Genomic DNA, 12,140 nt, shown 5'->3' on the forward strand with positions numbered 1-12,140 from the left:
GTTCGAGGACCGGTTTTCTGCCGAGGGGCGTGAGGCTTTTCGGCTCGGTCTCCACGTCAGGGCGTGCGGCCGCGATGGAAACACCTGCTCTGCCGACGGCCTCCTGCGCCCGGATGACCGCCCTGGGCGAACAGTTCATCCGGACCGTACGCGCCGACCCGTCGCAACTTGTTCGCGGCCCGGCTCGAGCCGGAGGTCTCCTCGCCTGATCAGAGTCCCTGTGGGCCGCCATGGCGGGTGACCGGGCCGGAAGCGGTCGTTGTTGCACCAGCGACGGGGAGAATGCCTCTGCAGGGAGAGGGTCGCCTTGCGGTTGTGGTGTGAGGGCGAGGTTCTCGCGGACAGATCGGGATTTCAACGGGCTTCAAGGCTCGAACTCGTGCACCACCTCGGCCCGGGGCCGCCGCGGGGTCCGCGCCGGTTGTTCGGCCGGCCAGCCAATCGGGAAGAGCGCCACCGGCCGGAGCCCGGGGCGCAACTTCAGGCGACGCGCCAGCTCCGCCTCGTCGAAGGCACCGACCCAGCAGGTGGCCAATCCCAGCGCCGCCACGGCCAGCTCCGCATACGCCGCGGCGATCGTGGCGTCCTGAATGCTGTACAGCGTTTCACCCTTGGCCCCGTATTTCGCCGCCGAGCGGGCCGGATCGGCACAGAACACCAGCACCACCGGCGCCTGGGCAATGAACATCTGGTTGTAGCACAGGGCGGCCAGCGCACGTATCGTCGGCGGATCTTTCACCACCACGATCTCATAGGCCTGAAGATTTCCGGCGGACGGCGCCCGCTGGGCCGCTTGCAGGATCTTCTCCAGTTGCTCGGGCGCCAGAGGCCGCGGCTGATAGGCCCGGACCGATTGCCGGGCCTCCACCGTTGCAAAAAAATCCTTCATAGCTCAGGCGCTCAACATAAGGAGAGGTGCCACCCGCGACAACCATCAAACCGCGCCGGGCGAAATGCTGCCCAGGGAACGGGCGGGCTCCGGGCAAAACACCCTGCTCGGTTGCAGCGGCGTTGAACCAGCCGGTCCCGCGTATTCCGAGATCCGCCTTGGGGCGATTCCCGGAGTGTACCCGGGCTGCGCGAAGGGGCTCCGGGTTTCCCGGGGGCTCGATCTGGTGCGGCAAAGGGACACCGGGGCCTGCGCAGGAGGTACGAACGAAATGCCGCAGGGGCAACAGAACCCGGAGACGTTCGTCCTGGCCCGCCCGGGTCAGCATTCCGATCGGAATCCGTCCCACGGTTGCGGATTCCGTGGATCTTGGTGGCGAGGGTCCCGGTCCGGTTCCGCTGCGGCGTCCCGACCGTCGGGCCGGCCATTCATCCCCTTGAGGGTTCCAAGGGCATCCGGCCATGGTATGCTTCGGTGGTCAGCCGGACCGGAGTCCGTGAGTCGGAGCTCGAAGCCGTTGGGCCGATCCGGCCGTGGATGGGCGGGCGGGTCGCGACTGCTTTGGCATCGGGCGGGCCATGTTCGACCAGGCCACATGATTGGCAGTTGTGGCGCAGGGGCGTTTGGCCTAAATTGGTGCCATGCAAACAACCGCTGCTCAGTCCTCGCCTGAGCAAGCCACCCCTGCCGCCGCCCGGTCCGGCGGTGCCGGCAAATCGCCCGTGGAGAAAAACTCTCCGGCTCAGCCCTCGGGGCGAGAGGTCGCCACCGAGAAGGTCACCCTGATGAACCCGGCGGAAAGCCGGAGCCTCATCGAGGCGCTGTTGCGCTCGGAGATTTACCAGGAGTACGAGCGGGCCTTTTCCGAGGCCACGGGTCTGGTGGTCTCGTTGCGTCCGGTGGAAAGCTGGCGTCTGACCCACCACGGCAAACGCAACGAAAGCCCGTTCTGCAGTTTGATGTCGGAAAAAAGCCGGTCCTGTGCCGCCTGCCTGCAGGTGCAGGAGCGGCTGGTGGCCATGGCCGTGGAGGGCGCCCGCACGATCACGTGTTTTGCCGGCATGAGTGACACGGCCGTGCCCATCCGGCTCGGCAACCAGGTGGTCGGGTTTCTCCAGACCGGGCAGGTCTTCCGGAAACGACCCACGCGCAGCCAGTTTGCCAAAGTGTGCGAGACGCTGGAGCAGTGGGGTCTGGAGTACGACCGGCGTCGGCTCGAAGAGGCCTTCTTCAAAACGCGGGTGGTTTCGCCGCGACAGCATGAGTCGGTGGTCAAACTTCTGACCATCTTTGCGCAGCATCTGGCGATGATCAGCAACCAGGTGCTGCTCCAGCAGAAGAACGCCGAACCGCCGGTGATCACCCGGGCCAAGGAATACATTTTGGAACACATGGCCGAGGATTTGTCGCTCGGCCGCGTGGCCAAGGCGGTCAACACCAGCACGTTCTACTTCTGCAAGATGTTCAAAAAGGCCACCGGCATTAATTTCACGGATTACCTGTCGCGGGTGCGCATCGAGAGAGCCAAGAACCTGTTGCTCAACCCGAACCTGCGCGTCAGTGAAATTGCCTTCGAGGTGGGGTTCCAGTCGCTGACGCATTTCAACCGCGTGTTCAAAAAGATTCTCGGCCAGTCCCCGACCCAGTACCGGGCGCAGCTCCTGGGCAAGCAGGGCTGAACGCCGCTCGAGATCTGCTGCGGGTCCGGCCGTTGCCTCCGGGGAGGTGGCAGAGCTGCTTCAATGGTTCGGATTTGGCGGGTCGGCCACAAAAAACGGTGATCTTTTGACAAGTCGGGCCAAGCCGCCACCATGGGGTGGTGCATCTTGGGAGCGCGGCCGGTCGGCTCCAACCGCGCCGGCGCCGCCCGGATCGACAGGACCGTTGCGGCCGGGAACCGCGACGGCTGAGAACACATTGCTATGTTGGAATCGTTGCTTTCTCCGAACACGGTGGCCGTGATTGGCGCCTCGCGCAGCCCCGGCAAGGTGGGCCACGCGGTGGTGGCCAACCTGCTGGCCAGCGGCTTTCAGGGCACCATTGTCCCCGTCAACCCGCAAGCCAGTGAAGTGCTCGGCCTGCCCTGCTATCCCAGCCTGGACGCCTACGGCAAGCCCGTGGACATGGCCGTGATCGTCGTACCTCCCCCTGCGGTCCGGGAGGCTTTGGAGAGCGCCATTCGGGCCGGTGCCAGGGCCGTGGTGGTCATCACTGCGGGTTTCAAGGAGGTCGGCCCGGAGGGCGCGGCGCTGGAACGGGAGCTGGTGGAGCGTTGTGCGGCGGCGGGCGTCCGGCTCATGGGCCCCAACTGTCTGGGGGTCATGAACCTTCATCACCGGATGAACGCCACCTTTGCCGCTGCCCTGCCCCCGCCCGGCCCCATCTCGGTGATCTCCCAGTCGGGCGCTCTCTGCGTGGCCATTCTGGACTGGGCCGTCAAGGAACGGGTGGGCCTCAGCAAGGTCCTCAGCATTGGCAACAAGGCCGACCTGAACGAAGCCGATTTTCTCGAAGCCCTCACCGAAGACCGGGAAACCCGTGTCATTGTCAGCTATCTCGAGAACATCACCGACGGCAACAAATTCCTGCAGGTGGCGGAGGCGGCCGCGTCCGTGAAACCCGTCATCGTGTTGAAGGTGGGCATCACCCAGGCCGGCGCGAAAGCCGCTTCCTCGCACACGGGCAGCCTGGCGGGCGCGGACATGGCCTACGGGGCCGCGTTCAAACGGGCCGGAGTCATCCGCGCCGAGCATTTCGAGGAGCTTTTCGACTACGCCCGCGCCTTCGCCTTTCAACCGCTGCCGCGCGGGAACCGTGTGGTCGTCATCACCAATGCGGGCGGACCCGGCATCATGGCCGCGGATGCGGCCGAGCTGCGGGGCTTGCGCATGGTGGCGCCCTCCGAACCCATTCGGCAGCGCCTGCGCCAGGCTCTGCCCGCGGCGGCCTCGGTCGGCAACCCCGTGGACGTCATCGGGGATGCCGACCCCGACCGGTACATGGCGGCCTTCGAACTGGTGCAGGAGGATGAAACCGTGGACGCCATCATCGTGCTGGTCACGCCGCAGAACATGACCCGGCCCACGGAATTGGCCCGTCGGATCATTGAAGCCCACCGCGGGGTCAAACCCGTGCTGGCGGCCTTCATGGGCGGGCGCGAGGTGGCGGCGGCCCAGGAGTTGCTCGTGGGCGCCGGCATCCCCAATTACCCCTCCCCGGAACGGGCCGTGGCCGCTCTGAAGGCCATGTGCGATTATTCCGCCTGGCGCAACCGGCCGCCCCGGGTGGTCGCCCGCATCGCCGTCAATCGCCGCCGCGTCAACCGCGTCCTGCAGTGGCACGTCCGCAGCGGCACCCGTCAGGTGGGCGAGGTCGAAGCCAAAGAGATCCTGCGTGCCTACGACTTCAACGTGTTGCCGGGCCAACTGGCGCGCACGGCCGATGAGGCCGTCGAAGTGGCGGAACGCATCGGATACCCGGTCGTGCTCAAGATTTCCTCTCCGGACATCATTCACAAATCCGACTTTGGCGGGGTCCGCATCAACCTGGCCACGGCCGAACAGGTCCGGGATGCCTTTGACCTGATGATGGTGCGCATCCAGAGGCGGGCCCCCCGGGCCCGGGTGCGGGGCGCATACGTCGAAAAGATGGGACCCCGGGGCCGGGAGGTGATTCTCGGGATGACCCGCGACCCGAATTTCGGTCCCCTGTTGATGTTCGGCCTGGGTGGCATTTTTGTGGAAGTGATGAAGGACGTGACCTTTTACCTGGCGCCCATCACCCAGGACGAGGCCATGCAAATGCTCAAGAGCACCCGCTCGTACGCGCTGTTGGAGGGGGCGCGGGGCCAGGAGCCCGTGGATCTGGAGGCCATCGCCAGCGCCCTGCAACGCATCAGCCAGCTGGCCACCGACTATCCCCAAATCCAGGAACTCGACATCAATCCCTTTGTGGTCGGCCCGGTCGGCATGCGCCCGTACGTGGCCGACGCCCGCATGACCCTGACCGGTCTCGATGCTTCCGCCCATGAGCAAGTCGCCCATTAAATTCGATCCGAACTGGAAACAGAAGTACGCCGCTCAAATCCAGACGGCCGAAGAGGCCGTGCGCCGCGTCCGGCCCGGTCAACGCGTCTTCGTGGGCACCGGCTGCGCCGAGCCCTTGGCCCTGGTTCGGGCCCTCACCCGGCGAGCGCAGGAACTGCCCGACACGGAGATCGTCCACCTGCTTACGTTCGGCGAGGCCCCGTATGCGCACCGCGAGCTGACCCAGTACTTCCGCGTCAACTCCTTTTTCATCGCGGAAAACGTCCGCAACATCATTCAGGAGGGACTCGGCGACTACACCCCGATCCACCTGTCCGACATCCCGCGACTTTTCCACTCCGGTCAGCTTCCCCTGGACGTCGCCCTTATCCAGGTGAGTCCGCCCGACGAAAACGGCATGTGCAGCCTGGGAATCTCGGTGGACATCGTCAAAAGCGCCGCCGAAAACGCCTCCCTGGTCATCGCCCAGGTGAATCCCAACATGCCCTGGACGCACGGCGACTCGCTCATCGACATTCTGAAACTGGACATCCTCGTTCCCTGCGAAGATCCGCTGCTGGAAGTGCCGCCCGCCGAGGTCACCGACGTCACCCGCCAGATCGCCGAGTACATTGCCGCGCTCATCGACGACGGCTCCACGCTCGAACTCGGCATCGGCCGCATCCCGCACGCCCTCCTCGGGTTCCTCACCGACAAGCGGGACCTCGGGATCCACACCGAGATGATCACCGACGACATCATCCCCCTCATCGAGGCGGGCGTGATCACGGGCAAACGCAAAACCCTCGACCGCGGCAAGATCGTCACCAGCTTCTGCCTCGGCACCCGCAGGCTCTACGATTACATCGATCGGAACCCCGTCTTCTCCTTTCAGCCGACCGAGTACGTCAACGACCCGCACATCATCAGTCAGCAGCACAAAATGGTGGCCGTGAACGTCGCGCTGGAGGTGGATCTTACCGGTCAGGTTTGCGCCGATTCCCTGGGATCCAAGTTCTTCAGCGGCGTGGGGGGCCAGGTGGACTTCAACCGGGGTGCCGCCAAGGCGCCGGGCGGCAAGGCCATCATCGCGCTCCCGTCCACCGCGCAAAACGGGACCGTCTCCCGTATCGTCACCCGGCTCAGTCCCGGTGCCGGCGTCGTCACCACCCGCGCGGGGGTCAACTACGTCGTCACCGAATACGGCGTGGCCTATCTCCACGGGAAAAGCGTTTCCGAGCGGGCCCTGGCTCTCATCAGCATCGCCCACCCCAAGTTCCGTGCCCAGCTCCTGCGGGAGGCCATCGAAGCCAAGTATCTCTCCGCGGAAATGGCGGACAAGGAGGGCAAGATCATCGTCGGCCCCAAGGAACTGCGCACCACCTTCCTGCTCAACGACGGCACGCTGATCAATTTCCGGCCCATCCACCCCACCGACGTGCCCCGCATGCGGGAGCATTTCTACAGCCTCTCCCAGCAATCCATCTATTTCCGCTTCATGCAGGCGGTCAAAGACGGCGTCATTCCCCGCCGGCAGATCGAGGACTTCGTCTACATCGATCATCGCAACGACGTCTGCATCGTGGGCGTGCTGCCGGATCCGGCGGGCGAACAGATCATCGCCATCGGCAGTTACTACCTCAACCCCAGGACCAACCGTGCGGAGGTGGCCTTCACCGTTCACGACGCCTGGCAACGCCGGGGCATCGGCACCTTTCTGCTCAAACACCTCATGCGGATTGCGCGCCGCAACGGCATCAGCGGCTTCACCGCCGAGGTCCTGGTGGAGAACAAGGCCATGCAGGCCGTGTTCAACAAGGCCGAGTGCAAGGTCAGCAGCCGCCTGGTGGGCAATGTGTACCACTATGAGCTGGAGTTCACCTGAACCGGGGAACTTCGCCCTGCGGGCCGGCTGAAGGCGGCCCGCCTCGAGCATGAGCGATCGCATCCTGGCCCTGGTGTACGCGCCGGAAACCGAGGCGCTCAGCTATCCGCCGGACTGTCCCTTCAAAACCCAGCGCGCTTCCGCCACCCGTCGGCAGTTGCTCAACGCCGGTCTGCTGGGCGCCCCTCACCTGTGCGAGGTCCGTCCCCAGCCCGCCTCCCGCGCGCAACTCGAACGCATCCACACGCCGCGGTACCTTGATCTTCTCCAGCGCGCCGCCCGCGGCGAGCTGACCGCCGAGGGGCTTCACGCCGGCCTCGGTGGGCCCGATACCCCCGTCTTCCGCGACCTCTGGGATTACGCGTGCTGGGCCTGCGGGGCCGGCCTGACGGCTGCCGAAATCATTTTGCAAGGTCGGGCCCACATCGCCTTCAACCTCCACGGCGGGTTCCATCACGCCCACCCGGAACACGCCGGCGGTTTCTGTTACCTCAATGACGTCGCCCTCGCCTGCGATTTCCTGGCCGCCGCGGGCCGACGGGTCATGGCCCTGGACCTCGATGCCCATCACGGGGACGGCGTGCAGGCCATCTTCTACCAGCGCAGCGACGTGCTGACCGTCTCGCTGCACGAGTCCGGAAGCACCCTTTACCCCGGGACCGGATTCGAGCAGGAGCTCGGAGAGGGCCCCGGTTTCGGCTACAACGTCAACGTCCCCCTGCCCGCCGGCACCTACGATGCCGCTTTCCTCAAAGCCTACCAGACCATCGTTCCGTCTTTGCTCGAAGCCTTTCGACCGGAGGTTCTGGTCGTCGAACTGGGCATGGACATTCTCGCCGGCGACCCGCTCACCCACCTTCAGATGACCAACAACGTCGTGCTGGAAATCGCGCGGCACCTCCGACAAACAGGGCTGCCCCTCCTGGTGTGCGGAGGGGGCGGCTACCAGTTCGAACCCACGGTGCGCGGTTGGGCGCTGGCCTGGCGAACGCTGGCCGGCGAGGAGGGAGACGACGCCTGGGCCTTCGGCCTCGGTGGTGCGATGATGAGCACCCTCGACTGGGTCGGCGGCTGGCGCGATCCCGAACGTCCCGTGCCGGACGAGCTTCGCAACCGCGTGGAGCCGGAACTGGCGCGCACTCTGGAGACCCTGCGGCGCATTCATCCCCTGCTGCAGGCCCGGAGTGCACGGTAGCCGCGGCGCGCGAAAGGCGCCGGCTCCTCGTTGCGCGGATCCCCGGAACCGGCCACGCGCAGGGCGGCGCATGCGGGAGCCGAGCCGCCCGTGCGACCGGACAAACGGCCCGTGGGGCGAAGCGGGTTGACAGGCCCTCCCCTGCGTGCTTTGATCTTTTGCACAGGAAGCGAAAAGCTAAACGCGACTTATGAGCAACGCGAGCACTACCACCTCGACCGTCTCCCTGTTACAAGAACATCGCACGTTCCCACCGCCCCCGGAGTTCGTCCAGCAGGCGTACATCAACGCCGAGCAATACCGGCAGATGTACGAACGCTCCATTCGTGAACCGGATGCCTTCTGGCTCGAGCAATGTGAAATGCTCGAGTGGTACAAGAAGCCCACGGTGGCCCGCAAATACGTTTGGAACACCCGGGAACGCAGGATCCATCACACCTGGTTCGAGGACGGCGTGCTGAACGTGTCGGTCAACTGCCTGGACCGGCACGTCCGCAACGGACGCGCCAACAAAGTGGCGCTCATCTGGCAGGGCGAGCCGGAATCGGACGTTCGGAAGTTGACCTACCTGGAATTGCTGGAAGAGGTTTGCCGCTTTGCCAATGTCCTCAAGAGCCTCGGCGTGCGCAAAGGCGATCGCGTGAGCATCTACCTGCCGATGATTCCCGAGCTGCCGATTGCCATGCTCGCGTGCGCCCGCATCGGCGCCATCCACTCGGTCGTCTTTGGCGGGTTCAGTGCCGAGGCCCTCGCCGGCCGGATCAATGATTCCACCTGCAAGATCCTCATCACCGCCGACCAGGGCCTGCGCGGCGGCAAACAGATCCCCTTAAAGACCATTGCCGACGAGGCCTGTCGCAACTGCCCGAGCATCGAGAAAGTCATCGTCGTGCGACGCACCGGCGCTTCCATCCCGTGGGTGGAGGGACGCGACCTCTGGTGGCACGAGCTCATGGCCAAGGCGGTGCCGCGGTGCGAGCCCGAGCCGATGAACGCCGAGGACTTTCTGTTCATGCTCTACACCTCGGGCTCCACCGGCAAACCCAAAGGGGTGGTGCATTCCACCGCCGGATACCTCCTGCACGTGGCCCTGACCACCAAGTACGTCTTCGACATCAAGGAGGACGATCGCTTCTGGTGCACGGCCGACATCGGCTGGGTGACCGGCCACAGTTACATTGTGTACGGCCCGCTCTGCAACGGGTTCACCAGCCTCATGTTCGAAGGGGTGCCGACCTATCCGGATCCCGGCCGGTTCTGGCAGATCGTGGAGAAGTTCCGCGTGACCCAGTTTTACACGGCGCCCACGGCCATCCGTTCCCTCATCCGGTTGGGCGAGGAATGGCCCAACAAGTACGACCTGAGCTCGCTGAAGGTCCTCGGCTCGGTGGGCGAGCCCATCAACCCGGAGGCGTGGATCTGGTATCACCGGGTCATCGGCAAGGGCCGCTGTCCCATTGTGGATACATGGTGGCAGACCGAAACCGGGGGCCATCTGATCACGCCGCTTCCCGGGGCGCACACCCTCAAGCCGGGCAGCGCCGGCCGCCCCTTCTTCGGGGTTGAACCGGTGGTCCTGCGCGACGACGGGACCGAATGCGCCCCGAACGAGGGCGGCAAACTTTGCATCAAGAAGCCCTGGCCGGGCATGATGCGGACCACCTGGGGCGACCACGATCGCTTCATCGATACGTACTTCACCATGTACCCGGACATTTACTTCACCGGGGATGGCGCGCGCGTGGACGAAGACGGCGACTACTGGCTCCTGGGGCGCATCGACGACGTGGTCAATGTGTCCGGTCACCGCATCGGCACCGCGGAGGTGGAGAGCGCCCTGGTCAGCCATCCCAAGGTCGCCGAGGCCGCCGTGGCGCCCATGCCGCATGAAATCAAGGGGCAGGCCCTGTACGCGTTCGTGACCCTCAAGGACGGCGTGGAGCCCTCCGAGGAGTTGCGCAAGGAACTCATTGCGCATGTGCGCAAGGAAATCGGGCCCATCGCCACGCCGGACAAGCTCCAGTTCGCCCCGGCCCTGCCCAAGACCCGCTCGGGCAAGATCATGCGTCGCATCCTGCGCAAGATCGCCGAGGGCCAACCCGACCAGATCGGGGACACCACCACCCTGGCCGATCCATCCGTGGTGGAGATCCTGGTCAAGGGCCGACTCTGAAGCTTCGGCCCCTGCGACTTCGTCCTTGCAGCGAGCCCGGTCGCCTCTGCGGCCGGGCTTTTTTTGATGGGCGTTCCGGCTTCTTGAACCTCTGGGGTGGTGCATCCGGTGCGTGCCGTGGTGGTCCTGCTGCCGGTGACTCGGGCTTTCCCGCGCGGCGGGGAAAGGAGCCCGACGCCTCAAGGACAACCCCCTGGCCGGGAAAAACGCGCGGGCCGTCTTCGGGAGCAACGGGGTTCACCTCCCTGCGCGGGGCGAAAGAGCCGGTCGAGATTTACAACTCGTTGCGCATCGGTTCCGGACCGACCACGAGAAAAGTCGGTTTGGCATAAACAGCGGTTCGTTGCCCGGCTCGCGGTGTCGTGCTCCGGTTGCGTCCCCGGCCTCGATTTCCGACCGATCCCCGCCCTTTTCGCGGCGAACCTCGGCCGCCGGGATCCACCCTGTCGGGTCGAACGCAACCGGTGAAACCTGCCCCAGGGCGGGGCTCATGTCCGCGGGCGGCAAGGCAGGGTGGATCTTTGCCAAGAAAAGGTGTGCTTGTTCGGTGCGATGCCGATATGCGGTGCTCTGATGATCAGGCGTGCATTCCGACGCATTGTTTCCGCGGGCCGGAACGGCACGCTGCTTGTCACGCCGGCCTCCAAACGGTGTCCCGCGGTGCGTCACGGCCGCCCCGGCGCGGGAGTCGGTGGTTCTTCCCTGCACGAGCCATGAATGCTTCCAGTGAACCCACTGCGGCCTCGTCTCTGCGCGGCTGGGTTGTCACCTTCGCCGGCACGGGCATCAACCTGGCATTGGGGGTCCTCTACACCTGGAGCCTGTTCAAGGGCGCGATCGAACAGCAGTTCGGTTGGAAGGGGGAACAACTCAACGATCCCTATGCCCTCTGCTGTTTGGTCTTTGCCTTCACCATGATCCTGGCGGGTCGATGCCAGGACCGGTGGGGCCCTCGCGTCACGGCCACGCTGGGTGGCTTATTGGTGGGGGCGGGAATGGTGTTGATCTCCACCACGCAGAGTTATCCGCTCTGGCTGCTGGGGTTTGGTCTTCTGGTGGGAGCGGGGATCGGATTCGGGTATGCCTCGGCCACACCGCCGGCGCTGAAATGGTTCCCGCCCCAACGCACCGGTCTGGTCGCGGGTTTGGTGGTGTCCGGATTCGGTCTCGCCCCGGTGTATTTGGCGCCGTTGTCCCAGTATCTGTTGGGAAGGTTCGGCCTGCAGCAATCCATGCTCATTCTGGGCCTGGGATTCGTGGTGATGGTCTGTGGATTGGCGCAGCTTCTGAAGAACCCGCCGGCGGCTGTCGCACCGACTGCAGGTGCCGCTCCCAACCCCACCGCCGCTGCGCAGCAGGGTACGCCGCCGCGGGAAATGCTGCGACAAGGCCGCTTCTGGTGGCTGTGGATCATTTACTGCATCGGTGCCGGTGCGGGGCTCATGGTGATCGGGAGCGTCAGCGGCATGGCCCGGAAGAGCATGGGCGACTGGGCGTTCCTCGCGGTGGCGGTGCTGGCCATCGGCAACGCCGGAGGCCGGATCCTGGCAGGGGCACTGTCCGACCGGCTGGGACGGAAGCAAACCCTGCTCCTGGTCCTGGGGCTGCAAGCGTTACTGATGTTCACCGCCATCCCGATTACCGGTTCACCGGGGGTGCCCGGACTGCTGGTGGTTCTGCTGGCCGCCCTCATCGGGGCCAACTACGGAGCCAACCTCGCCCTTTTCCCTTCCTTCACCAAGGACCTGTGGGGCCTGAAACATTTCGGGATGAACTACGGATTGTTGTTCACCGCGTGGGGCGTGGGCGGCCTGTTGTTGCCCCGGCTGCAGCAGACGCTCACCGCGCAAAGTGGTGGCAGTTACACCTCCTCGTTTGTCACCGCCGGCCTTCTCCTGCTGTTGGGAGCGGCCCTCACCTGGCGGCTGCCCTCCAGCCGGGCGGGTTCCTGAGTGGTTTCCCCGACGTGACCA

7 protein-coding genes are annotated in these 12,140 nt (G+C 65.3%); 6 read left to right on the forward strand and 1 reads right to left on the reverse strand.

Annotated elements, in window-relative coordinates; translation table 11 throughout:
- Window positions 1-364: 364 nt before the first annotated feature.
- A complete protein-coding gene (locus tag ACPDIT_RS06340; RefSeq protein ID WP_423442333.1) occupies window positions 365-889 on the reverse strand; it encodes a nitroreductase family protein in 525 nt (174 codons plus the stop codon).
- 641 nt (window positions 890-1,530) lie between these two features.
- Here ACPDIT_RS06340 and ACPDIT_RS06345 point away from each other — a divergent pair.
- The 6 genes from ACPDIT_RS06345 (at window position 1,531) to ACPDIT_RS06370 (ending at window position 12,119) form a co-directional block, all read left to right on the forward strand.
- On the forward strand, window positions 1,531-2,568 hold the full coding sequence (locus ACPDIT_RS06345; RefSeq protein ID WP_423442334.1) for a helix-turn-helix domain-containing protein: 1,038 nt from the start codon (window positions 1,531-1,533) through the stop codon (window positions 2,566-2,568).
- Between the two features lie 243 nt (window positions 2,569-2,811).
- Window positions 2,812-4,935, forward strand: a complete 2,124-nt coding sequence (gene acs / locus ACPDIT_RS06350) for an acetate--CoA ligase alpha subunit (protein ID WP_423442335.1) — start codon at window positions 2,812-2,814, stop codon at window positions 4,933-4,935.
- Window positions 4,916-6,799 carry a GNAT family N-acetyltransferase gene (locus tag ACPDIT_RS06355; RefSeq protein ID WP_423442336.1) on the forward strand — a complete coding sequence of 628 codons (1,884 nt, stop codon included), beginning with the start codon at window positions 4,916-4,918 and terminating at the stop codon, window positions 6,797-6,799. The genes acs (ACPDIT_RS06350) and ACPDIT_RS06355 overlap by 20 nt, the downstream gene beginning before the upstream one ends.
- 49 nt (window positions 6,800-6,848) lie before the next feature.
- Complete coding sequence (locus tag ACPDIT_RS06360) at window positions 6,849-7,994, forward strand: acetoin utilization protein AcuC (RefSeq protein WP_423442337.1); 1,146 nt, start codon at window positions 6,849-6,851, stop codon at window positions 7,992-7,994.
- A gap of 190 nt (window positions 7,995-8,184) precedes the next feature.
- The gene (acs, locus tag ACPDIT_RS06365; RefSeq protein WP_423442338.1) at window positions 8,185-10,167 is read left to right on the forward strand and encodes an acetate--CoA ligase; all 1,983 of its coding nucleotides are present in this window, start codon (window positions 8,185-8,187) and stop codon (window positions 10,165-10,167) included.
- A 713-nt stretch (window positions 10,168-10,880) separates the two neighbouring features.
- Entirely contained in the window at window positions 10,881-12,119 is a 1,239-nt protein-coding gene (locus ACPDIT_RS06370) for an L-lactate MFS transporter (protein ID WP_423442339.1), read from the forward strand.
- Window positions 12,120-12,140 lie beyond the last annotated feature (21 nt).

The organism is Limisphaera sp. VF-2, from assembly GCF_049537125.1.
GTDB lineage: Bacteria > Verrucomicrobiota > Verrucomicrobiia > Limisphaerales > Limisphaeraceae > Limisphaera.